The organism is Pedobacter sp. Hv1, from assembly GCF_001412215.1.
Classification (GTDB): Bacteria; Bacteroidota; Bacteroidia; order Sphingobacteriales; family Sphingobacteriaceae; genus Pedobacter.
The window spans coordinates 149,003-172,062 of the sequence record NZ_LLWP01000001.1 but is presented as its reverse complement, the minus strand read 5'-3'; the positions used below and the strand labels follow the sequence as shown (position 1 = coordinate 172,062).

24 protein-coding genes are annotated in these 23,060 nt (G+C 35.7%); 13 read left to right on the top strand and 11 right to left on the bottom strand.

Translation table 11 applies throughout. The annotated features are described in order from the left end of the window. Positions 1–40: 40 nt before the first annotated feature. On the bottom strand, positions 41–661 hold the full coding sequence (locus tag AQF98_RS00870; protein WP_055130028.1) for an L-threonylcarbamoyladenylate synthase: 621 nt from the start codon (positions 659–661) through the stop codon (positions 41–43). A gap of 218 nt (positions 662–879) precedes the next feature. On the opposite strand from AQF98_RS00870, the gene AQF98_RS00865 reads away from it, so the two are divergent. Together AQF98_RS00865 and AQF98_RS00860 are read left to right on the top strand one after the other, a co-directional pair. Next, positions 880–2,517, top strand: coding sequence for an FMN-binding glutamate synthase family protein (locus AQF98_RS00865; RefSeq protein WP_055130027.1), 1,638 nt, complete (start codon positions 880–882; stop codon positions 2,515–2,517). Positions 2,518–2,540: 23 nt separating this feature from the next. Beyond that, entirely contained in the window at positions 2,541–2,948 is a 408-nt protein-coding gene (locus tag AQF98_RS00860) for a GNAT family N-acetyltransferase (RefSeq protein WP_055130026.1), read from the top strand. A gap of 206 nt (positions 2,949–3,154) precedes the next feature. Here the strand turns inward: AQF98_RS00860 and asnS are convergent, their stop codons facing one another. After that, complete coding sequence (asnS, locus tag AQF98_RS00855; RefSeq protein WP_055130025.1) at positions 3,155–4,591, bottom strand: asparagine--tRNA ligase; 1,437 nt, start codon at positions 4,589–4,591, stop codon at positions 3,155–3,157. 143 nt (positions 4,592–4,734) lie between these two features. On the opposite strand from asnS, the gene AQF98_RS00850 reads away from it, so the two are divergent. Next, a complete protein-coding gene (locus AQF98_RS00850; RefSeq protein ID WP_082434862.1) occupies positions 4,735–6,063 on the top strand; it encodes a sensor histidine kinase KdpD in 1,329 nt (442 codons plus the stop codon). Here the strand turns inward: AQF98_RS00850 and AQF98_RS00845 are convergent, their stop codons facing one another. Together AQF98_RS00845 and sucC are read right to left on the bottom strand one after the other, a co-directional pair. Continuing rightward, complete coding sequence (locus AQF98_RS00845; RefSeq protein ID WP_055130023.1) at positions 6,064–7,266, bottom strand: GAF domain-containing sensor histidine kinase; 1,203 nt, start codon at positions 7,264–7,266, stop codon at positions 6,064–6,066. It lies immediately after the preceding gene. A gap of 534 nt (positions 7,267–7,800) precedes the next feature. Continuing rightward, positions 7,801–8,991 carry an ADP-forming succinate--CoA ligase subunit beta gene (gene sucC, locus AQF98_RS00840; protein WP_055130022.1) on the bottom strand — a complete coding sequence of 397 codons (1,191 nt, stop codon included), beginning with the start codon at positions 8,989–8,991 and terminating at the stop codon, positions 7,801–7,803. A gap of 302 nt (positions 8,992–9,293) precedes the next feature. Between sucC and AQF98_RS00835 the strand changes: the two genes are divergently transcribed. The 5 genes from AQF98_RS00835 to AQF98_RS00815 all read left to right on the top strand — a co-directional run bounded on the left by AQF98_RS00835 (position 9,294) and on the right by AQF98_RS00815 (position 13,113). Beyond that, positions 9,294–9,944, top strand: coding sequence for an ABC transporter ATP-binding protein (locus tag AQF98_RS00835; protein WP_055130021.1), 651 nt, complete (start codon positions 9,294–9,296; stop codon positions 9,942–9,944). Between the two features lie 8 nt (positions 9,945–9,952). Beyond that, positions 9,953–10,441, top strand: coding sequence for a hypothetical protein (locus tag AQF98_RS00830; protein WP_055130020.1), 489 nt, complete (start codon positions 9,953–9,955; stop codon positions 10,439–10,441). Positions 10,442–10,451: 10 nt separating this feature from the next. Next, the gene (locus tag AQF98_RS00825; RefSeq protein ID WP_055130019.1) at positions 10,452–11,060 is read left to right on the top strand and encodes an HAD hydrolase-like protein; all 609 of its coding nucleotides are present in this window, start codon (positions 10,452–10,454) and stop codon (positions 11,058–11,060) included. A gap of 43 nt (positions 11,061–11,103) precedes the next feature. Next, the gene (locus tag AQF98_RS00820) at positions 11,104–12,711 is read left to right on the top strand and encodes a S41 family peptidase (protein WP_055130018.1); all 1,608 of its coding nucleotides are present in this window, start codon (positions 11,104–11,106) and stop codon (positions 12,709–12,711) included. Between the two features lie 135 nt (positions 12,712–12,846). After that, on the top strand, positions 12,847–13,113 hold the full coding sequence (locus tag AQF98_RS00815; RefSeq protein ID WP_055130017.1) for a hypothetical protein: 267 nt from the start codon (positions 12,847–12,849) through the stop codon (positions 13,111–13,113). Between the two features lie 56 nt (positions 13,114–13,169). Here the strand turns inward: AQF98_RS00815 and AQF98_RS00810 are convergent, their stop codons facing one another. Continuing rightward, positions 13,170–14,114: a M28 family peptidase gene (locus AQF98_RS00810; protein WP_055130016.1), complete on the bottom strand. Its 945-nt coding sequence runs from the start codon at positions 14,112–14,114 to the stop codon at positions 13,170–13,172. A 170-nt stretch (positions 14,115–14,284) separates the two neighbouring features. Between AQF98_RS00810 and AQF98_RS00805 the strand changes: the two genes are divergently transcribed. Then, a complete protein-coding gene (locus tag AQF98_RS00805) occupies positions 14,285–15,268 on the top strand; it encodes an aldo/keto reductase (RefSeq protein WP_055130015.1) in 984 nt (327 codons plus the stop codon). 62 nt (positions 15,269–15,330) lie between these two features. On the opposite strand, the gene AQF98_RS00800 is transcribed toward AQF98_RS00805, so the two are convergent. Together AQF98_RS00800 and AQF98_RS00795 are read right to left on the bottom strand one after the other, a co-directional pair. After that, positions 15,331–16,779: a glyceraldehyde-3-phosphate dehydrogenase gene (locus AQF98_RS00800; RefSeq protein ID WP_055130014.1), complete on the bottom strand. Its 1,449-nt coding sequence runs from the start codon at positions 16,777–16,779 to the stop codon at positions 15,331–15,333. 107 nt (positions 16,780–16,886) lie between these two features. Further along, positions 16,887–17,747, bottom strand: coding sequence for an RNA polymerase sigma factor RpoD/SigA (locus AQF98_RS00795; protein ID WP_055130013.1), 861 nt, complete (start codon positions 17,745–17,747; stop codon positions 16,887–16,889). Between the two features lie 388 nt (positions 17,748–18,135). On the opposite strand from AQF98_RS00795, the gene AQF98_RS00790 reads away from it, so the two are divergent. Genes AQF98_RS00790 through AQF98_RS00775 form a run of 4 tightly spaced genes read left to right on the top strand, consistent with a single transcriptional unit; the run spans position 18,136 to position 20,222 of the window. Further along, on the top strand, positions 18,136–18,654 hold the full coding sequence (locus tag AQF98_RS00790) for a hypothetical protein (RefSeq protein WP_152969601.1): 519 nt from the start codon (positions 18,136–18,138) through the stop codon (positions 18,652–18,654). A 2-nt stretch (positions 18,655–18,656) separates the two neighbouring features. Beyond that, positions 18,657–19,205, top strand: coding sequence for a DUF2975 domain-containing protein (locus AQF98_RS00785; RefSeq protein WP_055130011.1), 549 nt, complete (start codon positions 18,657–18,659; stop codon positions 19,203–19,205). 1 nt (position 19,206) lies between these two features. Then, positions 19,207–20,016 carry a DUF2975 domain-containing protein gene (locus tag AQF98_RS00780; protein ID WP_055130010.1) on the top strand — a complete coding sequence of 270 codons (810 nt, stop codon included), beginning with the start codon at positions 19,207–19,209 and terminating at the stop codon, positions 20,014–20,016. Between the two features lie 2 nt (positions 20,017–20,018). After that, positions 20,019–20,222, top strand: coding sequence for a helix-turn-helix transcriptional regulator (locus tag AQF98_RS00775; protein ID WP_055130009.1), 204 nt, complete (start codon positions 20,019–20,021; stop codon positions 20,220–20,222). On the opposite strand, the gene AQF98_RS00770 is transcribed toward AQF98_RS00775, so the two are convergent. Genes AQF98_RS00770 through AQF98_RS00755 form a run of 4 tightly spaced genes read right to left on the bottom strand, consistent with a single transcriptional unit; the run spans position 20,219 to position 23,059 of the window. Further along, on the bottom strand, positions 20,219–20,782 hold the full coding sequence (locus tag AQF98_RS00770; RefSeq protein ID WP_055130008.1) for a GNAT family N-acetyltransferase: 564 nt from the start codon (positions 20,780–20,782) through the stop codon (positions 20,219–20,221). The genes AQF98_RS00775 and AQF98_RS00770 overlap by 4 nt on opposite strands. 15 nt (positions 20,783–20,797) lie before the next feature. After that, positions 20,798–21,391: a hypothetical protein gene (locus AQF98_RS00765; protein WP_055130007.1), complete on the bottom strand. Its 594-nt coding sequence runs from the start codon at positions 21,389–21,391 to the stop codon at positions 20,798–20,800. Beyond that, the gene (locus tag AQF98_RS00760) at positions 21,369–22,169 is read right to left on the bottom strand and encodes a metallophosphoesterase (RefSeq protein WP_055130006.1); all 801 of its coding nucleotides are present in this window, start codon (positions 22,167–22,169) and stop codon (positions 21,369–21,371) included. Before AQF98_RS00760 ends, AQF98_RS00765 begins: the two co-directional genes overlap by 23 nt. 47 nt (positions 22,170–22,216) lie before the next feature. Next, positions 22,217–23,059 carry an MBL fold metallo-hydrolase gene (locus AQF98_RS00755; RefSeq protein ID WP_055130005.1) on the bottom strand — a complete coding sequence of 281 codons (843 nt, stop codon included), beginning with the start codon at positions 23,057–23,059 and terminating at the stop codon, positions 22,217–22,219. Position 23,060: the final 1 nt, after the last annotated feature.

Sequence of the window (23,060 nt, the reverse complement as noted above, 5' to 3'; positions counted from 1 at the left end):
TAAAGAAAATATAAAATGAGGTATTTTGACAGGATAGAGGCTATAAAAAATCTTCTAAATTTCCTTTACCCTCACGAATAACTTCAAAGTCGCCAGAGGTACAATCAATAACTGTTGAAGCCTCGTTATCGCCATAACCACCATCAACTACTACATCAACCAGTTCTTGATATTTCTCGTAGATCAATTCAGGATCAGTAGAATATTCTACCAGTTCGTCTTCATCTTTGATTGAGGTAGAAATGATCGGATTACCCAAAGCTTCAACAATACTTCGAGCAATTACATTATCGGGTACACGAATACCAACGGTTTTTTTATTAGAGCTCAATAACTTTGGTACGTTATTGTTTGCATTAAAGATAAAGGTAAATGGGCCTGGTAAAGCCTTCTTTAAAATTCTAAAAACAGTAGTGTCAATAGGCTTGATAAAATCAGAAATGTGTCTTAGGTCAGAGCAGATAAAAGAAAAATTGGCTTTTTCTGGCTTAATGCCACGAATGCGACAAATTTTCTCAATTGCTTTTTGATTGGTAATGTCGCAGCCCAATCCATAAACAGTATCGGTAGGGTAAATGATTAAACCACCTTTTTTCAATACCTCTACAACTTGTTCAATAGCTTTAGGGTTTGGGTTTTCTGGATAGATCTTAATTAGCATACTCAAAAATAACAAAAATAAGCCTGCACTTGTTTAATATCATTAGATTATAATTACATTTAATAGATACGAAAACTTGTTCTGGTATAACGGTATGTTTAAATTTGAGTGGATATAAATGGAACTAGAATGGACATCCAGTCCTTTATAAAGCTCATTTAATTAAATAAATTATCGTCTCAATAATATAAGTACACTTTGCTAAACATTTGTAAAATATGAGAAAAGCGTTTATTGCCATTGCTGCATTTTTAATTGCCCTAACTGTAATGTTGGGCTTGTATCAACCATTTCTATGGTGGACTTTTTTATTTACTGGTCCGTTTGTTTTGTTAGGTGTTTACGATCTGTACCAACCCAAACATAGTATTGTAAGAAATTACCCCGTATTTGGGAGATTGAGATATTTTATGGAAGAGCTGAGACCTAAGGTTTATCAATATTTTGTAGAAAGCGATACCAATGGCAAGCCTTTTAGTAGATTAAATCGCTCATTGATTTACCAAAGAGCCAAAAAAGATAACGATACCATTCCTTTTGGTACACAGTTAGATGTGTACGAAAATGGTTACGAATGGTTAAGCCATAGCATTGCGGCCATTAGCCACCATGAGCTCGATTTAAGCCCAAGGGTAATGGTAGGAGGGCCAGAATGTAAACAGCCTTATTCTGCCAGTATCTATAATATTTCTGCAATGAGTTTTGGCTCGTTAAGCCAGAATGCAATTTTAGCTTTAAATGGTGGAGCCAAAATGGGCAACTTTGCCCATAATACTGGAGAAGGTGGCATTAGCGATTATCATGCAGGGCCGGGAGGCGATTTGATTTGGCAAATAGGAACAGGTTATTTTGGCTGTAGACACCACGATGGTAGCTTTAATTACGAAGCTTTTGCAGAACGTTCGCAAACGCCAAATGTGCGGATGATTGAAATTAAACTCTCTCAAGGAGCTAAACCCGGTCATGGAGGAATTTTGCCAGCTAAAAAGGTAACACCCGAAATTGCTAGGATCCGTTTGGTAAAAGAAGGTTTTGATGTGATTTCTCCTCCTGCCCATGCGGCATTTTCTACGCCTTTAGAAATGATGGCATTTGTGAAAAAATTAAGGGAACTGTCTGGTGGTAAACCTATTGGTTTTAAGCTATGTATTGGTCGCCGAAGCGAGTTTTTTGCCATTTGCAAGGCTATGATAGAAACAGGAATCTATGTAGACTTTATTACTGTTGATGGTGGCGAAGGCGGTACTGGAGCTGCACCACAAGAGTTTTCAAATGCAGTGGGTATGCCACTTAGAGAAGGGGTAGCTTTTGTTTACGATGTATTGAGCGGCTTTAATTTGAAGAAACACATCAAGATCATTGCCTCGGGTAAAATATCTTCGGGATTTGATTTAGTCAAAAATATTGCATTAGGGGCTGATCTATGTAATTCTGCAAGAGGAATGATGTTTGCCTTAGGTTGTATTCAGGCATTAGAATGTAACAGCAATACCTGTCCAACGGGTGTAGCCACACAAGATGCAAGTTTAATGAAAGGACTTGTGGTAGAAGATAAAACGGTAAGGGTGTTTAACTTTCAACGTTTAACAGTTCAAAGTGCGGTAGAATTGTTGGGTGCCGCTGGTTTGCGCCATCCTTATCAATTAACAAGGGCTTATATTAACCGCAGGATAGGTCAAAACATCATGCAGTCTTATATGGAAACCTTTCCTTATATACCAGAAGGTAGCTTATTGCAAACTCCTTATCCTTCGCAACATGAATTGGGAATGACCTTAAGTACTTCGGCCAGTTTCTCGCCAACAGATTATAAGGTTTCATTGGTCGATTATCAGCACGCTAACCCTCATCAATAATTATATCAAACTATCCATACCACATGATCCATTACCAAATAGAAAATGATTTAAGTGCTGAAGAATTTAGAAATGTACTTGTAAAGTCTACCTTGGGCGAAAGAAGACCTGTTGACGAGCCAGAAAGAATCGCTAAAATGCTGGAGCATGGTAACCTTATTGTAACTGCCAGGAGTGAGGGGAAACTGGTAGGTGTGTCTCGTTCATTAACGGATTTCGCATTTTGCACCTATCTATCAGATTTAGCGGTTGACGAAGATTATCAGAAACTGGGCATAGGTAAAGAGTTGATCAGGCAAACGAAATTGGCAAGCCCACAAGCAAAGCTGATTTTATTGGCTGCCCCAAAAGCGGTGGGTTATTATCCTAAAACGGGAATGAAACAATTCGAGTATTGCTTTCTTTTAGATGATGTGAATGAACTGAAGTAATTATGTAGCATATAACTGTTGGCGGGGACGCCAACAGGAGCAAAAAAATAACACATAAAAAAACGCTTGGCATTACACCAAGCGATTTTTTATTTTTAGTTATTGTTTCTCGTAGTCTTCGACAGGCTCAGACTGACAGTTTTGTTTGTAGTGAATAGCTTTATCACTAGTCTCACTACTCCTATGGTTTAATTTTTATTTTTTAATTAAAATTCAGCGCTTTTCGGAAATCTTGGAAATGCAATCACATCTCTAATATTGGTCATACCGGTAACGAACAATACCAAACGCTCAAAACCTAAACCAAAACCAGCATGCGGTGCAGAACCAAAACGGCGGGTATCTAAATACCACCACAATTCTTCCTGCGGAATATTCATTTCTTCCATACGTTGGGTTAATTTATCCATACGTTCTTCACGTTGTGAGCCACCAATCATTTCGCCAATTCCTGGGAAAAGAATATCCATTGCTGCAACAGTTTTACCATCATCATTCATTCGCATGTAAAACGATTTGATGTCTTTAGGGTAATCTGTTAAAATTACTGGTTTCTTAAAATGTTTCTCTACCAAGTAACGCTCGTGCTCACTCTGTAAATCAGCTCCCCACTCGTCAATCAGATATTTGAATTGTTTTTTCTGGTTAGGCTTAGAATGTTTTAAAATCTGGATAGCCTCGGTATAAGTTAAACGCTGAAATTCGTTTTCTAAACAGAAGTTTAATTTTTCAATTAACGATAGTTCACTTCTTTCTTGTTGTGGTTTAGATTTCTCTTCTTCCAACAAACGTTCATTTAAAAATGCAATCTCATCTTTGCAGTTCTCCAAAGCATAGTTGATCACATATTTCATCATGTCTTCGGCCAATTGCATGTTGTTTTCTAAATCTGCAAAAGCAATTTCAGGCTCAATCATCCAAAACTCAGCCAAGTGGCGGGTTGTATTAGAATTTTCAGCCCTAAAAGTTGGTCCAAAAGTATAGATTTGACCAAAAGCCATTGCTGCTAATTCGCCTTCAAGCTGACCAGAAACGGTTAAGTTGGTAGCGCGACCAAAGAAGTCGGCAGAAAAATCTACTTTACCTTCTTCTGTACGTGGCGTATTGTCGAAATCTAAAGTCGTTACTTTAAACATTTCGCCTGCACCCTCTGCATCACTTGCAGTAATTACTGGAGTGTGCATGTACACAAAACCACGCTCGTTGTAAAATTGATGTATAGCAAAAGCCAAAGCATGGCGCACTTTAAATACGGCATTAAAAGTATTGGTACGGAAACGCAAATGCGCTTTTTCTCTTAAAAATTCTAAACTGTGCTTTTTAGGCTGTAAAGGATATTCTTCGGCATTACTGTCGCCAAGAATTTCGATAGTTGCCGCTTTAATATCTACCTTCTGACCTTTACCCAAAGACTCTACCAAAGTACCTACAACGGCAATGGCAGCACCAGTAGTAATGCGTTTTAAAAGTTCTTCTGGCGTATTGGCAAAATCTACTACAATTTGGATATTGCCCATGCAAGATCCATCATTCAATGCGATAAACTGGTTATTGCGAAAGGTGCGAACCCAACCCATTACCCTAACTTCTGTATCAAATGCTGTAGAATCCAGCAGGTCTTTTATTTTTTCTCTCTGTATCATGCTCAATAGCTTTATAAGGGCGTCAAAAATAAGGATTTAAACCTAAAAAACCTCATTTGTTTGGGCTTAAGTTTTTATAAAATCGTTTTTTCTTTCCCAAGGAATATGATTAAGTTTGTTTTTGCTAAAACCCATTCTTAATTGTGCTCGACCTCTTAAAAAAGCTAAACGGTAAAAGACTTATTGGCGATCCTAATTTATTTTCTTTAGAAGAGAGGATTTTTAATACCGTTTGTATCATCGCTTTTATTACCATGTGTTTCGAGGTGCCATTTAACTTTTTTATAGGGTTGGTTGTGCCGGGCTTTCTTTGTGTTTTTGGTGTATTGTTCTCAGCCTATCTTTATTATATTTCTCGTTTCAAAAGAAGGTCCTCGTTTGGTATCAAGTTGTTTTGTCTCATTTGCAATGTCTGTTTTGCCATCAATTACTTTTACAATTCGGGAGTATACGGACCAAATTTATTGCTATTCTCTTTGGTGTTTTTAATGATTGTAGCGATAATTCCAAAAGCGCATTTTAAAATATGGCTTCCCATCAATGTAGTTTTGGTATTGACTATTTTAATTGTAGAATATCTTGATCCTCAGTTGATACCTAATGCTTATGCCGATCCATTAAGTAAAACAATAGATTTTGGTGTTACCTATTTGGTTGTGGTGGTATTGATCTATTTTGCCATCAGTTACATCAGGGAGAACTATGATTATGAAAGAATTTTGGTGCTGAAAAAGAACATCGCAATTGAAGCGCAAAATACAAGGATTATAGAGCAAAACAGTGAGCTTGAAAGGTTGAATGTAGAGAAAAACAAATTGTTTTCTATTGTAACCCACGATATTAGATCGCCCTTAAGTTCTATTCAAAGTTATTTAGAGATTTTAACCGAGCACGATATTGACCAAGAAGAACGAATGAGTCTTGAACAACAGCTCCTTCAAATTACAAGAGACACTTCAGATATGTTAACCAATCTATTGTCGTGGTCTAAAACGCAAATGGAAGGTGCGCATGTAGATTTGGTCGTTTTGCCGGTAAGAGAAGCGTTGCTGAATGGTTTAAGTATAGAAAAGAATATCGCCCTTAGAAAAGGAGTGGAGCTGGTAATTTCGAGTGATGAAGATTTTGCCATTATAGCCGATCAAAATATGTTTCAATTGGTATTGCGTAACTTGGTAAGTAATGCCATTAAATTTACGCAACCTGATGGTTTAATTACAGTGAGCACATTGGTAGACAATGACCATTGCCAGATCAAGATTAAAGATAATGGCCGTGGAATTGATCCCGTACAGCAAGAGAAGCTGTTTAGGCTAAAAGCATCTTCAACCTTTGGTACGCATAATGAAAGAGGAATTGGCTTAGGCTTATTGTTGTGCAAAGAATATACCGATCTGCAAGGAGGTAAAATCTGGTTCGAAAGTAATGTAGACGAAGGTTCTATATTTTATCTTTCATTCAAATTGGCTTAATTAATCGATAGGGAGGAGGATAAAAAACGAAGCACCTTTGTTTTTGCCTTCACTTTCTGCCCAAACTTTTCCATTGTGTAGTTCGATAAGCATTTTAACGATAGATAAGCCTATGCCATTAGAGTGTTCCTTTCCGGTAGGTACAGCACTTAGTTTAGCAAACTTGATAAATAATCGATCCATGTCTTCTGGGAGTAAACCCTGTCCTTGATCTTTAAATTCGATCAATAGCTCTTTGTTTGTTGTTGGGCTTACATTGATATGGACTTCTGTGTCTGGTTCTGCATATTTTAAAGCATTGCTTAAGAGATTTTCAAAAGCATCTTGCAATCTTGTTGCATCTGCTAGAATGATAGGCGTGCAATTGCAAGAAATTTTAATGTGCTGTCTCTTTTGTTGGGCAATGAGTTGAAAATTCTTTTTTGTGTTGGATAGGATGTTAAAAACATCGACCTCATTTATATTTAACCTAAAGCTGCCATTTTCTATTTGAGATAGATCTAAGAGGTTGTTTAGACTTGTGAGTACATTATTGGCCGATGTTTTAATTCTATCAGCAAAGTCGGCTACAATTTTGGGATCATCAGCTTTTCTTTTGATCAGTTCGGCCGAAAGAGAAATGGTGGTGTTTGGATTTTTAAGATCGTGAACAATTCTGTTCATCATATCTGTTTGTGTGCGTAGGGCTTTACGGGTAGCTAAACGTAGCTCAAGCTCGTCCATTACAATAGACGATAAGGTTTCTAGCATCTTTAGTTGTTTGGGGCTTACTGCTCTTGGTTGGATGTCTAAAACGCAAAGTGTACCCAATTGTAAGCCTTCAATTGTTTTTAATGGTGCGCCAGCGTAAAACCGCACCCCATTTTCCATAGCTACAAATGGATTACTAAGGAGCTCAGGTATTTCGAGCGTATTCTCAATCAATGTAATATCGTCATTTAATATGGCTACAGAGCAAAAGCTGTCTTTTCTATCGATCTCGGTGGCAGCCAATGGGCTGATATTGGTTTTGAAGAAAACGCGTTCGCGATCTACAAAAGTTACTTGGGCAATAGGGGTGTCGAATATTTGCGCAGCTAGAATGGCAATTTTATCGAAAGTGTGTTCGGTTGGTGTATCCAAAATATCGTAGGTATGCAGCTTTTGTATACGCTCATTGTCGTTTGCTGGAATGATGGACTTTGGAAATGAAAAGCTGCTCATATGTATTGTTCAATATTTTGGTTAACAAATATACCTGAATGGAATGAACTTTTTTTTATGGGTTATTTTTTGTTTTTTTTTAATAAATAATTATTTATTTTGATTTTTTGTCAAGTAATATGGTATTTTTATCTTTTAATGTTAAAAATTTATAATTATTAGTCATTATTTCTGTTAATTTTCAATTTGTATGTGTTTTATTTGATTTATATTGTGTTTAAATGTGTAATATTTTAATTAATGTGATTTATTTTATCTATTTTTTATAAAAAAATAGATAAAAAATAAAATTAATATGATTTTTTAAATGAAATTTCATTATATTTGACCTGTTCATACAAAAAAGTACATTTATATTTGGTTTGATTAAAGCTCTGGTTGGATGGCCAGAGCTTTTTCATTTACTAAATGGTTTTAAAATGGCAGTGAACTTTAACTTACTTCAAATACAACCTCAATCTCGACTATAAAAAAAGACCAGCCGAATTTTCGACTGGTCTTTTTTATATTGAATAGCTTTAAGCTACTTTATTCTTATGCTAATACTTTAGTTACTAGGTCGGCTGCATCTTTCAAGGCAATTGCCGAGTAAACCTTTAAGCCAGAATCGTCAATTAATTGTTTTGCTTCAACTGCATTTGTACCTTGTAAACGGCAAATAATAGGAACTGGTACATCGCCAATTTCTTTATAAGCGTCAATCACACCTTGTGCAACTCTATCGCAACGTACAATACCACCAAAGATATTGATCAATATTGCTTTAACATTAGGGTCTTTTAAAATGATATTGAAACCTGCTTTTACGGTAGTTGCATTAGCAGTTCCACCAACGTCTAAGAAGTTGGCAGGCTCGCCTCCAGCAATTTTAATGATATCCATTGTAGCCATCGCTAAACCAGCACCATTAACCATACAGCCAACGTTACCATCAAGTTTAACATAGTTCAAGTTGCTTTCGCTCGCTTCAACATCAGTTGGATCTTCTTCCAATTTATCACGCATTGCTGCATAATCAGGGTGACGGAACAAAGCGTTCTCATCTAGATCAACCTTTGCGTCAACAGCTATAATTTTATCATCACTGGTTTTTAAAACCGGGTTGATTTCAAACATTGAAGAATCTGTAGCATCATAAGCTTTATAAAGTGCAGTAATGAACTTTACCATTTCTTTATGTGCTGCACCAGATAAACCTAGGTTAAAAGCAATTTTACGAGCTTGGAAACCTTGTAAACCAACTTTAGGATCAATTTCTTCTTTGAAAATTAAATGAGGGGCGTGTTCTGCAACCTCTTCAATGTCCATTCCGCCTTCAGTACTATACATGATAATGTTAGTTCCGTTTGCACGGTTTAATAAAACACTCACATAAAACTCTTTAGTTTCAGATGCACCTGGATAATAAACATCCTGGGCAACCAAAATTTTGTGTACTTTTTTGCCTTCTGCACCAGTTTGTGGTGTAACCAATTGCATACCTAAAATATCGGTAGCTCTTTGTTTAACCTCATCTAAGTTTTTAGCCAGCTTTACACCGCCACCTTTACCTCTACCACCTGCATGGATTTGTGCTTTAATCACAACCCAGTCAGAGTTATAGTCAGTTTTCATTTTCTTAGCCGCTTCTACAGCCTGATCAACAGTCTCAGCTACAATGCCTTCTTGTACAGCAACGCCAAAACTCTTTAAAATTTGTTTACCTTGATATTCGTGGATATTCATTTGCTCAAAAATTTGCTCAAATCTACAATTTCAAATGCTTTATACAAATAGTAAGCTGCATTTTAGTAGAAAGTATTTACTTTAAAAGTATAAAGTACTTGGTAGGAAGTAGAAAGACCTAATACCTATTAGTTATTTGTCTTAAGTTGTGATAGTAGGAGTTCCTTTTTGTTGGCAACTGCCAACTGAAAACCGTCAACTGATCTTTTACTTCCAGCTTTTAAGGTAAAGGTGCGTTCGCCTAATAATACAATTACACAATTGAGCAATTAACCAATTAAACAATTGTGTAACTTTGCCAAATGCTAAAAGCTACAGGAATTAAAAAAGCATATGGAACACTATCTATCTTAAAAGGGGTAGACTTTGAGGTTGCAAAAGGAGAAATAGTGAGCATTATTGGCGCATCTGGCGCTGGTAAAAGTACACTATTGCACATTTTAGGTAGTTTGGATAAACCAGATGAAGGAACAGTAGAATTAAAGGGAACGGTAATCAATAAACTTTCTGGAGAGCTATTGAGTGTTTTCAGAAATCAGAATATTGGTTTTATCTTTCAGTTTCATCATTTGTTGCCAGAGTTTACAGCTTTAGAAAATATATGCATTCCAGCTTATATTGCCAAAAAAAGCAAAAAGGATGCAGAGAAAAGAGCATACGAATTATTAGATCTTTTGGGCTTGAGAGAACGGGCAGACCATAAGCCCAATCAGTTATCGGGAGGCGAGCAACAACGTATTGCTGTAGCCAGGGCTTTGATCAATGATCCTGCTATTGTATTGGCAGATGAACCTTCTGGAAATCTGGACTCGGCCAATGCCAGTGCTTTGCATCAGTTATTTATTAATTTACGCGATAATTTTAACCAAACTTTTGTGATTGTAACACATAATGAAGACTTGGCAAAAATTAGCGACCGCATAGTGACCATGAAAGATGGTTTTATAATTTAATTAGAAAATTGAAAATATTAATTACAGGAGGTAAATCGGCCACAGCTTTAAAACTGTTAAAGGCATTTACCGAACATGAAATGGTGTTGGCAGATTACGATGAGGTGCCTTCATTCTCCTCTGCTGCTTATCGATTTGTTAGTCTTGGCGCTAAAAATGAAGATACGTTAGCCCATACACTCTTAAATAATTGTTTGGATGAAAATGTAGCCGCAATTTTACCACTTCATGATTTTGAGATAGAAGCACTAGCTAAGGCAACGATATTATTTAAAGAATTTAATATTGAGGTGCTATTGCCCAATCAAGGAGATTTAATGCAGTATCTTAATTCGAAAAAATCAACGAACTGGGCAGTTTTTAATCATGGAAACCTGATTTTTGCCACAGAACCAAATGAAACGCTTATAGCTTTAGCCCAGGCAACTCATTTAAATGGTGCCTATTATGTGAGTGAAGATGATGGGCAACTCAATTTAGCGCTAATTACCATTTAATTCTCTTTCAGTGGCATTCGAACAATATATAGAAAATAAAAAAGCATTTGTTTTAGGCTTGGATAATGTTTTGTATCCTGAAAAAGATTATTTGTTGCAGGTATATTACTTGTTTTCAGAATTTATGACCTATTCGGAACAGTTAGATTCAAAAGCGGTAATTGCTTTCATGCAAGACGAATTTGCTGCTCATGGAGCGGAAGCTATTTTTGAAAAAACGGCTGTGAAATTTAATATCCCCGAAAAATATAAGGTCAATTTTGCACTCCTTCATCAAAATGCAAGATTACCATTAAAACTATTGTTGTTTCAGCAAGTATTGTCGTTTTTACAAGAAATTGTAGTAGAACGTAAAGAAATCTATTTGTTGGTTAATAGCGATCCATTGCAACAAATCAATAAGATTAAACAAATGGAATGGCATGGTTTGGAACAATATTTAAAATTATATTTTACCGAAGAATTTGAAGTCGAGCCTTCGATAAAAAGCTTACAATTTGTAATCGATCAACACCATTTAAATAAAGAAGAAATGCTAATGATAGGAGCTACAGATAAAGAACAGGCTATTGCTGCAGTTGCAGGTATAGATTATTTAACTGTAACAAAACTATTGTAGATTTTTTTTCGTTAATTCGCATTATCAATCTATTAAATTCAAGATGAAATTAAAACATACTACCTTAACACTTATTGTATTGGCTGTTACAGCTTTAAGCGCTTGTAAATCAAAAAATCCTACGCCAGACCCGCCTACACCACCTACTAATACAAGTAGGGCAGACCTATCGAGAGATTCTATCTTTCTGTATGCAAAGCAGATCTATTATTGGAATACAGCATTGCCAACATACGAGAATTTTAACCCACGTAGATTTAATACTTTAACCAAAGACTTTGACAATTACGAAAAAGAATTGGTTGCATTGGCAAATTCTGCCATCAATCCTGCTACAGGAATAGGTTATGAGTCGGTAAGCAATAACACAGATACCAAATATTCTTACATTTTTGATAAAGCAAATAAAAATGCAGTAGCTTATGTTCCAAATGCAACTAGTTCTGTAGATTTAGAAGGAAACGGAAGTGATGTAGGTGTTAGAATTGGCTTTTATGGTACTACAGCAAGTTATATTATTTATATGACTGCAGTATATGAAAACTCACCTGCCGCAAAAGCTGGATTAGTAAGAGGAGATAGAATAACAAAAGTAAATGGGGTAGCTTATGGTACTGATTATACCTTAGAAAAAGCATTGACTGTAGCAGATGCTATGGACAAAAGTGTTTCAATCGAAGGGATAAAAGGCAGTGATGGTAGTACTTTTACTTTATCGTTAACAAAAACTTCATACAAAAGCAGTCCAATTTATAAAAGTAAAATTATCCCTGCTGGTGCAAAGAAAATAGGATACTTGGCTTATGCTAGATTTTCTAGTGCCGCTAACTCTAATACTGAATTAACTAATATCTTTAATGACTTTGCCACAAATGGGGTTACTGATCTGGTTATTGATTTGAGATACAATGGCGGTGGTTATGTGAATACTGCAGAATATTTAATTAATTTAATTGTGCCTGCAAGTAAGGCCTCTGGTACCATGTTTACAGAGTATTACAATGCTACAATGCAAGCAGGTGGGGCTACTATTTTAGCCAAACAGCCTTTATTAGATGCTGATGGAAAAGTTCGTTATAATAATGGAAGAATGTTGACTTATGCTGATGTTTCTTATAGCGTAGCGGATAATACCACCTTATTTTCTAAAAGAGGTAGTTTAAATAATGTACAAAATGTAGTGTTTTTGGTTTCGGGCAGTACAGCTTCAGCTAGTGAATTGGTAATTAATTCATTAAAGCCACAAATGAATGTGAAATTGGTAGGTACAAAAACATACGGTAAACCAATTGGTTTTTTCCCGATCACTATTGAAAACAAGTATGATGTATATTATTCATTATTTGAAACAAAAAACTCATTGAACCAAGGTGGCTATTATGATGGTATGATACCTGATAATGTATTAAGTGAAGTGCCGACAGGAACTGTAATGTATAATTTTGGAGATACCAATGATTTTTACCTTAAAACTGCAGTCAATATGTTACAGCCAGGTACTATTACTACTGGTACAAGTACGCTAAACAAAACAATGTCTGCCAAAGTTTTATCTACTTTAAACGTGAATACAGCTAACGTACTCAATCCTGATCTGATCAATAAAGAATTTGTTGGGATGATTGATACCAAGCATACCATCAAAAAATAAAATAAGAGGCCGCAACTAGCGGCCTTTTTTGTTTACACCCTTTTAATTTTTACATTTAAATCATAAAATTTACAATCGATTTTTTGCTGAATACGTAAAATTTAGTTAAGCTTGTTTAACAAATACATAATAACTATGACTGCCGAATTGATAGAAAAAGAAGAAATAGATGTTAGTAAAATTATAGCTGCTGATACCCAACTTTCTGAAGAACTAAAGAATAGATTAATAGCCACCCAACGTTTGGGTAATGAGTTTAAAGCAAAAGCTACCATCACATTTAATACCACCGAAGGTTACAAGCGGGTAACCACAACCGTTTGGTCGGTAACCGAAAAATATATCCAATTGAAAAACAATATCCATATCCCAATTAAGTGTATTGTTGATATTGATTTTTAATCAAAAAAAATCCCAGTTTATGATTTAAACTGGGATTTTATATTTTAAATGGAAACTTATTGTTTCTTCATCTGCAAGGTTTCTCTAAATATGGCTTGGATATCTTTTTGCTTGTCAATATTGATAATTACTTCTTGAATGGCATTTGCAGCATCTACAAAAAACGTTTTGTTGATGTTTTTGAACTCATCGGTTGCTTTATGGTAATCTTTGTGGTCTTCAACACCAAAATAGATAAATGGAATGTTTTTAGCATTAAAAGCACCTTGATCACTTTGGTTGGTCCAATCGTCATGGCCAAGTTTAGGGTCGTCATGGCCAAATAATACCTTGATGTTTGGATTTGTTGTAGTGAAGTATGGTTTAAGCTGAGGATATTTAAAGGTACCAACAGCATACAATTCGCCTTTATCATTATGGCTAATCATATCCATGTTAATGTTCAGTTTAATTTTATCCAATGCAACCGGCGGATTGGCTACAAAAGCTTTTGCTCCCTGTAAACCCATTTCCTCTGCATCAAAAATGGCAAATATTAAGGTGTTATTAGGTTTGTTTTTGGTAAAATATTTGGCAAACTGCAATAGACCAGCTACTCCAGAAGCATTATCGTCGGCACCGTTGTAAACCTCGTCTTTGATGATACCGATATGGTCATAATGGGCAGAGATCACAATTACATTATCTGTTTTTCCAGGGATATAGGCAATCAGGTTTTTACCCTGTATAGCTGCTGCACCATTTCTACCTTTAACTTCAAAGCTCTGCTCATACCCGCCTTGGCCTGGATAAGGTTTTAAGCCAATCTCTTTTAATCTTCCTGTTAAATAGGTTCTTGCCATCTCTCCACCTTTTGTGCCTGTTTTACGGCCTTCGTAAGCATCAGAAGAGAGTGTTTCTACGTCTTTAAGTAATTGTTCGCTTGTTGGAGCAGTGTTAGTGGTTTTCATCGAGCCACAGCTCATTAACAAGGCCAATGGGATCAGGAATATTTTTTTCATTTAGATGTACTTTATTTTAAAATATAGGTAAAGATATAGTTTTATAGAATAAGCGTGTAAATTTTGTAAAAACTTAATAAACAATCTTGATGTTGTAGTTTTTAGACTTAATTTGGAGTATTATTAATTTGTATTGAATTGTATAGTTCAATACCCAATACAGAAAAAAAATGGAATATAGACGTTTAGGAAAATCAGGTTTACAGGTAAGTGCACTTTCTTTTGGTAGTTGGTTAACTTTTGGAAACCAGATTAGCGATAAAATGGCTGATGAGCTAATGGGTGTAGCTTATGATGCAGGAGTGAATTTTTTCGATAATGCTGAAGGCTATGCCGAGGGCAAATCGGAAATTGTGATGGGAAAGATTCTGAAAGACCAAAAATGGGATAGAGAATCTTTTGTGGTTTCGAGTAAGGTGTTTTTCGGAACTGAAAATAAAGGGCCAAATAGGGTAGGCTTATCTCGTAAACATGTAATTGAAGCTTGTAATGCAGCTTTGAAGCGTTTGCAAGTAGACTATTTAGATCTTTACTTTTGCCACAGACCAGATAAAAACACACCTATTGAAGAAACGGTATGGGCAATGAACACCTTATTGCAACAAGGTAAAATATTGTACTGGGGAACTTCTGAATGGAGTGCAGCAGAATTAATGGAAGCCATTGCCATTGCTAAACAATACAATTTAATTGGTCCAACAATGGAGCAACCGCAATATAACCTGGTTGAGCGAAATAAATTGGAAAATGAATATTTGCATTTGTTTAAAGAACATGGTTTGGGTACAACCATTTGGTCGCCATTGGCATCTGGATTATTGTCTGGAAAATACACATCTGGCGATACCAAAAATACACGTTTGGAGTTACAAGGAATGGATTGGCTAAAGGATAGGGTATTGGCAGAAGAAAAGATGAAAAAGGTTGTTGAGCTGCAAAAATTAGCCGATCGAATGAATTTGCCATTGGCCAAACTATCTATCGCTTGGTGTCTTAAAAATCCGAATGTGAGTACCGTAATTTTGGGCGCTTCAAAAACTGCACAATTAAAAGAGAATTTAACTGTTTTGGAGGTGGTGCCCTTATTAACAGATCAGGTAATGACCGAAATTGAAGATATAATGGGTACAAAACCAGAGTTGCCACAATTTTAAATATTGCTGCAAACTAAAAAGCTCCTAAGGTGATCTTAGGAGCTTTTTTTATGCGGTGTAGCTTAGTAATAAGTTAAGCGTACTACACCAGCTAGTTTTTTGGCTAACCTGATTACTTGGCGGGTATAACCATATTCGTTATCATACCATGCATATAAAACTACAGACTTGCTGTCTTTAGAGATGATGGTTGCAGGTCCATCTACAATAGAAGCGTGGCTATTGCCAATCAAATCTGTACTTACCAATTCATTAGAAATAGAATATTCCAATTGCTCAGACAAGTCTCCAAATAGAGAAGCCTGTTTTAAAACAGCTTGGACATCTTCTTTGGTGGTAATTTGATTAAGCGATAGGTTTAAGATCGCTAACGAGACATTTGGTGTAGGTACACGAACTGCATTTCCTGTTAATTTTCCAGCTAAATGTGGAATTACTTTGGCTACGGCCTTATCGGCACCAGTTTCTGTAATTACTAAATTTAAGGCTGCAGAGCGACCTCTTCTATATTTTTTATGGTAATTGTCTAATAAATTTTGATCATTGGTATAAGAATGTACCGTTTCAATATGGCCTTTATCAATACCAAATGCAGAATCAATCACTTTTAAAACCGGAACAATCGCATTAGTAGTACAAGATGCATTAGAAAAAATGGTTTCAGTTTCGTAGTTGAAATCAGTATCGTTAATTCCGGTTACGATATTTGGAATGTCGCCTTTGGCCGGTGCGGTTAATAAAACCTTGCTGATCCCTTTGGCGCCTAAATGTCTTGATAAGCCCTCACGATCGCGGTAAACGCCTGTATTGTCAATTAACAAAGCATCTTCAATACCATAGCTGGTGTAATCTGCATCTTCAGGATTTTTGGCTACGATAAAATAAATCGTTTGTCCGTTGATGACCAAAGCTTTGTTCTCGAAATCTTCTATAATGGTACCGTTAAATGGACCATGGATAGAATCTGTGCGCAGAAGTTCGGCACGTTTGGTTAACTCATCGTCACTGTAAGATCGGGTTACAATAGCTCTTAAGCGTAATTGCTCGCCTTTTCCAGCCTGTACAATCAATTCGCGAGCCGCAATTCTTCCAATCCTGCCAAAACCAAATAAAACCACATCTTTAGGTTTCAAATTGATTTTGTCTTTTCCGATGTGTTTGCTAAGCTTGCTGATCACAAAATCGTGCATAGAAGCATAAGTGTTGTTCTCATCGAGCCATTCTGCAGCCAATCGACCAATATCAATACGAGAAGGGGCGATGTTGCATTTTGCAATGGTAGCAGCAAGTTCTAATGTTTCATAAATAGAAATATCTTTCTCACTAACTTCTTTGGCGTATTGATGGTAGGCTAATATTTCACTACTACCAACGTCGAATAGGGGTTTACGAAAAAGGACCAATTCGATTGAGCGATCGAACCATAATTGTCCAACTACACTGATGAGTTCCAGTGCTTTCTTTTCCTTTTCAATCCAGTTTTGAAACTCTGATTGATATTTGTTTAACATACAATAAATTAATTTGGTTAGAATGGCACAAAAGTAAAAAAGATCGGGCGAGTACCCAATCTTTTTCTAATTATTATCTGCGATTTTAATCGCCATGTATTTAAAACTTAACCTAAATAAGATTTTAGGATTTTGCTACGTGAAGTGTGACGTAAACGTTGCAATGCTTTATCCTTAATCTGACGAACACGCTCACGGGTTAAATTGAATTTCTCACCAATTTCTTCTAACGAAAGCGGGTGGTTTGTGCTTAAACCAAAGAATAAAACAATAATTTCACGCTCACGTTCCGTTAAAGTAGATAAAGAACGTTTGATCTCTTCAGAAAGCGATTCGTTGATCAAATTGCTATCTGTATTTGGCTCGTGGTTTTCAAGAACATCCAATAAAGTATTTTCTTCACCTTGTACAAATGGAGCATCCATTGATACGTGACGGCCAGAGTTGCTCAAAGTGTCAGAGATTTTATCAACCGTTGTTTCCAAAATATCTGCCAATTCTTCAGGAGATGGCTCACGCTCATATTCCTGCTCTAATTTAGAGAAAGCTTTACTGATTTTACTTAAAGAGCCTACTTGGTTTAATGGTAAACGTACAATACGACTTTGCTCTGCAATAGCTTGCAAAATTGACTGACGGATCCACCAAACGGCATATGAAATGAATTTAAAACCTTTGGTCTCATCAAAACGTTTAGCCGCTTTGATCAAACCTAAGTTACCTTCGTTAATTAGATCTCCTAATGTTAAACCTTGATTTTGGTATTGTTTAGCCACCGATACCACAAAACGTAAGTTGGTTTTAGTTAAACGCTCCAATGCGGCTTGATCACCTTCGCGGATTTTACGGGCTAAGATTACTTCTTCTTCTGCGGTAATTAAATCTACTTTTCCAATCTCGTGCAAGTATTTGTCTAATGATTGACTTTCGCGGTTGGTAATGGATTGGGTAATTTTGAGTTGTCTCATTTATATGTTTTAGTCCTCTTTATAATTTTGATTCTGCAAAAGTATGAAATTTTGTACAGAAAGAAAGGGTAAATTGCTGAAAATGTTACGCTTTACGACACATTTTTTAACAAATACTTCACAACAAAAATCATTCCAAATTAAATTTGTCAGTCTGTTGCTTGATTAGTTGATTTAAGGCTATTAATTATTGTAAATCAATAAATATATTTTGATTTGTAATAATTATTGTTTTAGTTTGTGGCATAAATTAATTGTTGATGTATCGTCAAAAATTTAGAAAGCAGACAGATCATGTTAAAAGTGCAGCTTGTGTTTTTAGGGTTTGTTTACTAGGTATTGTTGTTGACACAAATGCATGTCATTTAACCAGATCAATTTTATTAAAATGAACAAAAAAACAGATTTAACCATAGCTCAAAAAATCTTATTGGTGGTTTGGCTTGTTGCAGTTTTAATTTCCTTTGTTAAGGATATCATCGAGTTCTATGCGGTATTGGACAACGGATTTTATTCGGTTGCCTTTAACGATGGGCTAAAACAATTGGTGGTGAGCTGTTTCTATACCTATATCAGTTATGTATTGTTTAAGTTGTTGTACCACCAGCAAGGCAAGTTTATCAATCTCTTGTCAACTGAGGGTATTAAGCAGATTTCTAAGTTGCTAACTACATTAGTTGGTCTATTGGTTACAAAAATTGTGTTCAGTTTCATTATTGTAAAATATGTATTGCCAAAAGCTGCAGATGCATCCATTGGCGAAAGTTTAGGATACGAGATAGGAAGTAAACTTTTCAGGTTACAACCGCATAAAGACCTCATTATTGCGATTGCCATTGTGTGGGTTTTCTTATTGGTATTGGAACATGCCCAAAAATTAAAACAAGAACAAGAATTTACAATATAATTATGGAAACGAATACAAAAAGACTAACCCTGCTTATTAGATTTATTGATGTTGCATTAATGTTGATCGTTGCTTCAATTATCTATACGATCATTTATGCAAGTCCCTATGTGGGTAAATTTGCCGATTTTTCTGATCGTTTACCTGATGATAAAAGTTTCAATGGAATTAGATCGATGTTTAGTGCAATTACTTATATCGCTATCCTTAAAGTGGTGGTTATGCGTGGTTTCTTTGGGGTAATCTTATGGAACATTAGAAAGATTGTAAAGTCTATTTTAAATGGCGAATTATTTCAGATAGAACAAGTAAATAGAATTAGAAAAATTGCGATCTATTTTCTGTGTTTTGCAGGCTTTTTATTGTTCTTTAATTCCTTATTTATGTTGGCTGCGCTAAATAAGGGTAATGTTCGCGGCCTCAGAACTGCAATTGCAAACCTTATTGGCATTTTTGAGAATTATGTGTTGACGGCATTGATCACTTTTACAATTGTGGAAGTATTCATTTCTGGAACAAAATTAAAACAGGAACAAGACTTAACGATATAATATGAAACCTATAAAATATCTTCCTTTAGCTAGAGTAATTAAACTGTTTTTGCAATTGGGCATTATATTCATGAGTATATTTGTTATCATAAATCTTATAATAGGTTTATTTAACCTAAAGCCTTATATAAATATTGGAGATGGAAGCCTTATGTTTGAAAATCCTGCAGATGGTTATAGGTTACACGCAAATATTAATTTACATATTCCTGATACCCTAGTCCAATATCAAAATGGAGAAGAGCGCATCTATAAAAATGAACCGTTAGCTTTAAAATATAAATCGATTGAGAAACGTATTGTTAAAGAAAAGATAGTGAACCAAATTCTATCTAGTGAAGATGAGGATATTGAAATTTCTAATCAAATCTCTATTCCTGATGTGGTAATTGTTAAGGTCAAATCCAAAAATTGGATATATAATTTATTCTGGAATGTTTCCGCCCAACTCGACCAACTGTTTACCATACTGATTTTTGTGATATTGATCAAGCTCGTTAACCGCTATAAAGATCAAAAAATATTTGAAAATAGAAGTTTTAAGCTGATTTCATTTATGGGTTGGCTATTAATCATCATGGAAATTTTTAATTTCGTGATCAGTTTGATCAATGGAAGGATAATTGAGCATCCACAGTTGAATAGTTTTTCAACAATAGATCCAAAAGCATATAACCATCTTACATTTGAGCTTAATTTTTATAATTCTTTTAGTTTGGTCAATGTGGGTATTGGCATATTGATTGTACTATTGGCTGAAGTATTTAGAGTTGCAATTTTGGCCAAAAAAGAAAATGAAATGACGATTTAACCATGCCCATAATTGTAAACCTTGATGTAATGTTGGCCAAACGGAAAATGTCTTTGACTGAACTAAGTGAAAGGGTAGGCATCACCATGTCCAATCTTTCCATTCTCAAAACGGGCAAGGCCAAAGCCATTAGGATAGAGACATTAGAAATTATTTGTAAGGTATTGGCCTGTCAACCCGGTGATATCTTAGAATACCGAGATTAATCGATTAAACTATAAGTTAAATGTTCGTGTGGTTTGCCAAGTAATAGCCTGTCGTTTTCTTTTACAAAACCCAAACGCTCATATAACCTTTTGGCATTGGGGTTATCTTGATCAACCAATAAGCCCACTTTTTGATGTCCCCTTGTTTTGGCCCATTCTATAGCAGCTGAAATAAGCTGTTGTCCAATGCCTCTGCCTTGGTAATAGGGGTTAACGCTTAAAGTATCAATGTATAATTCTCCAGGACCACTTTCTAGTTCCATTTCAAAAGGGTTAGTATGGTAATTTTTTTGGATATAATCGAAAAATGGCCGACGTAGGTTTTCAATCAATGCACCATCGTAAATTGTAATCGATCCTGCAATTTCATTGTCAACTAAATAAACCAAGGTGTTTTCAAAACTATATTGATTTTGTGTTTGGCCACAGAAATATTCAAACAGTTTAAAGGCTTCCGCTATATTTTCAGTGGCTGTAAATTGTTTGGCCAAATCTTCCATGGCGGCAACCATTAATTGAGCAATGGCCTTGGTGTCTTCTTTTGTCGCTTTTCTGATCATCTTTCGCTAATTTTTTTAAAAATACATTTTTACACCATAACCCATTTTAAAGATATCTCTAAAAGCAGCAAGCTCTCTATTTTTAAACCAGCTAATCATATACAAATCATTGGTATTGGCTTCAGCATATAAACTTAATGCTTTGATTTTTGATTTTTTGTTGGTTAATAGCTTTACTTCAGTGCCAAAGGCCAAATGTAGCCTCAGGGCAGAAGACCAAAAGTAATAACCCCTTCTGTATTGTGGTTTCTCAAATTTAAAATCAAAATTTTGACCTAAAGTATAAGAAGGAAAGAAAGTTGGATTAATAGGATGGATGATGATCTTATCCTTTATTTTAATGGCAAAAGGTTTGTATTCAAATTTTACAGCAAGGATGGTCATTTCTCCACCCAAATTTTCGGGTACATAACCTACATGAAAGCTTAAAGTGGTTTTTTTTTTAAAAAAATGATAACCAGCTCCGGCACTAAGAAACCCAATGCTACCAGCATATTGAATATTAACTTCATCGGGTTTGAAACGGTTAAAAAATGAATCTTGTGCATGTAGTGGTGCTGTAGCAAGCACGATAATGATTAAGCCACTAAAAATTGATTTCTTCAGCATTGATCTGCCCATTTTTGATGTTTAGTATGGTGTAAGCACTGTTAACTATGGCATTGGTAATTAAGAATGGAATACCTTTTCCGTGTTGGTAATGGGTTTCTAATTTGCCATGTCGATGAGAATGGATAGAAGCAATAAGGCCAGGTGTCTGGTTAAAAAGATTTTCGTAAGGGTTAACTAAAGCCGGGTCGAAATCTCCATCAGTAGGGGGGACATGTGATATTGCGACTAAATGTGTGGTCTCAGAATTTAACTTAAAGTTATTTTTGAGCCATGTTAAATTAGGTGTAGTACCGTTAAAATTATATTCTCTGCCGTTGGTGTCGTGACAAACAAACCTAACTCCAGCATAATTAAAGGTGAAATTTAAAGGGCCGAACATTCTTTCGTATATCGCCCGGCCATTAGCCACAAGGTCGTGATTGCCAATTATGCTGATAAAAGGAACCTTTAGCCCGTTATATATTTTTAAGATGCTTTCAAATTCCGATAACAGTCCAAAATCAGAAATGTCTCCATTTAAAATCACAAAATCGATGTCACTTCTAGTATTGACATGGTTAACAAAGGCAATAGCCTCTTTGTAGCTTCTTTGTGTATCGCCAGAAATGACAATTTTGATGGGTGTACCTACAGGTTTTTGAGGGAGGGAGGTAATTTCCCTTGCATTTACATCTTTTTCGGTATTTCTATTGAATACTTGGTTCGGGCTATATTCGTCAGAATTACAACCAAAAGCAAATAAAAGAAATACGCCACAAAATAAAGCTTTCTTCATTCAATTAAAACGAAGTTATTCTTAAAAATTTTATGCGTTATTGAACTTTACAATATTTCTACAAGTTTAAAAGTGTCTTTCAATCGAATACCTTTTTCGGTCTGTTGTAAGGTACAACATTCGTTAATTGGATCGTGTTCTAGATAAAGAATGTACTCATTGGTAGCTGCCTCTTCCAAAAACTCTTTTTTCTCTTTCAAGGTCTGCAAAGGAAACATGTCATAAGCCATTACATAAGGCAAGGGAATATGGCCTACAGAAGGCAGAAGATCTGCCATGTACACAATTGTTTTGTCTTTATAGCTCAATTGTGGGAGCATCATGGCATCAGTATGTCCGTAAGCAAAACGGATCTTAATGCCTTCATGAAAAAGAACCCCATCTTGAGAAGGGATAAAACGCAATTGTCCACTTTCTTGTATTGGAAGGATGTTTTCTTTTAAAAACGATGCTTTTTCGCGTGCATTAGGGTGGATGGCCCAGTCCCAATGTTGTTGGTTGGTCCAGTAAATTGCATTTTTAAAAGCAGGACGAAGTTGATCTCCATTTCTTTCAATAGAGCCACCGCAATGATCAAAATGGAGGTGGGTTAAAAATACATCCGTAATGTCAGCTCTGCTAAATCCTTTGGCAGCTAAAGATTTGTCTAAAGTATCATCACCATGCAAAAAATAATGCCCTAAAAACTTTTCATCCTGTTTGTTTCCAATGCCATTGTCAACTAGGATCAACCTGCCACCATCTTCAATTAACAAACAACGCATGGCCCAGGTACACATGTTATTGCTATCTGCAGGATTGCTTTTTTGCCAAATAGATTTGGGTACTACACCAAACATGGCGCCACCATCTAGTTTAAATAAGCCGGTATCTATGGTATGTAGTTTCATT

Excerpts from the sequence above, each read along its gene's own strand:
- AQF98_RS00870 (WP_055130028.1), bottom strand. The coding sequence starts at position 661 with ATGCTAATTAAGATCTATCCAGAAAACCCAAACCCTAAAGCTATTGAA.
- AQF98_RS00865 (WP_055130027.1), top strand. The coding sequence starts at position 880 with ATGAGAAAAGCGTTTATTGCCATTGCTGCATTTTTAATTGCCCTAACT.
- AQF98_RS00860 (WP_055130026.1), top strand. The coding sequence starts at position 2,541 with ATGATCCATTACCAAATAGAAAATGATTTAAGTGCTGAAGAATTTAGA.
- asnS (WP_055130025.1), bottom strand. The coding sequence starts at position 4,591 with ATGATACAGAGAGAAAAAATAAAAGACCTGCTGGATTCTACAGCATTT.
- AQF98_RS00845 (WP_055130023.1), bottom strand. The coding sequence starts at position 7,266 with ATGAGCAGCTTTTCATTTCCAAAGTCCATCATTCCAGCAAACGACAAT.
- sucC (WP_055130022.1), bottom strand. The coding sequence starts at position 8,991 with ATGAATATCCACGAATATCAAGGTAAACAAATTTTAAAGAGTTTTGGC.
- AQF98_RS00835 (WP_055130021.1), top strand. The coding sequence starts at position 9,294 with ATGCTAAAAGCTACAGGAATTAAAAAAGCATATGGAACACTATCTATC.
- AQF98_RS00820 (WP_055130018.1), top strand. The coding sequence starts at position 11,104 with ATGAAATTAAAACATACTACCTTAACACTTATTGTATTGGCTGTTACA.
- AQF98_RS00815 (WP_055130017.1), top strand. The coding sequence starts at position 12,847 with ATGACTGCCGAATTGATAGAAAAAGAAGAAATAGATGTTAGTAAAATT.
- AQF98_RS00810 (WP_055130016.1), bottom strand. The coding sequence starts at position 14,114 with ATGAAAAAAATATTCCTGATCCCATTGGCCTTGTTAATGAGCTGTGGC.
- AQF98_RS00805 (WP_055130015.1), top strand. The coding sequence starts at position 14,285 with ATGGAATATAGACGTTTAGGAAAATCAGGTTTACAGGTAAGTGCACTT.
- AQF98_RS00800 (WP_055130014.1), bottom strand. The coding sequence starts at position 16,779 with ATGTTAAACAAATATCAATCAGAGTTTCAAAACTGGATTGAAAAGGAA.
- AQF98_RS00795 (WP_055130013.1), bottom strand. The coding sequence starts at position 17,747 with ATGAGACAACTCAAAATTACCCAATCCATTACCAACCGCGAAAGTCAA.
- AQF98_RS00790 (WP_152969601.1), top strand. The coding sequence starts at position 18,136 with ATGAACAAAAAAACAGATTTAACCATAGCTCAAAAAATCTTATTGGTG.
- AQF98_RS00785 (WP_055130011.1), top strand. The coding sequence starts at position 18,657 with ATGGAAACGAATACAAAAAGACTAACCCTGCTTATTAGATTTATTGAT.
- AQF98_RS00780 (WP_055130010.1), top strand. The coding sequence starts at position 19,207 with ATGAAACCTATAAAATATCTTCCTTTAGCTAGAGTAATTAAACTGTTT.
- AQF98_RS00775 (WP_055130009.1), top strand. The coding sequence starts at position 20,019 with ATGCCCATAATTGTAAACCTTGATGTAATGTTGGCCAAACGGAAAATG.
- AQF98_RS00770 (WP_055130008.1), bottom strand. The coding sequence starts at position 20,782 with ATGATCAGAAAAGCGACAAAAGAAGACACCAAGGCCATTGCTCAATTA.
- AQF98_RS00765 (WP_055130007.1), bottom strand. The coding sequence starts at position 21,391 with ATGCTGAAGAAATCAATTTTTAGTGGCTTAATCATTATCGTGCTTGCT.
- AQF98_RS00760 (WP_055130006.1), bottom strand. The coding sequence starts at position 22,169 with ATGAAGAAAGCTTTATTTTGTGGCGTATTTCTTTTATTTGCTTTTGGT.
- AQF98_RS00755 (WP_055130005.1), bottom strand. The coding sequence starts at position 23,059 with ATGAAACTACATACCATAGATACCGGCTTATTTAAACTAGATGGTGGC.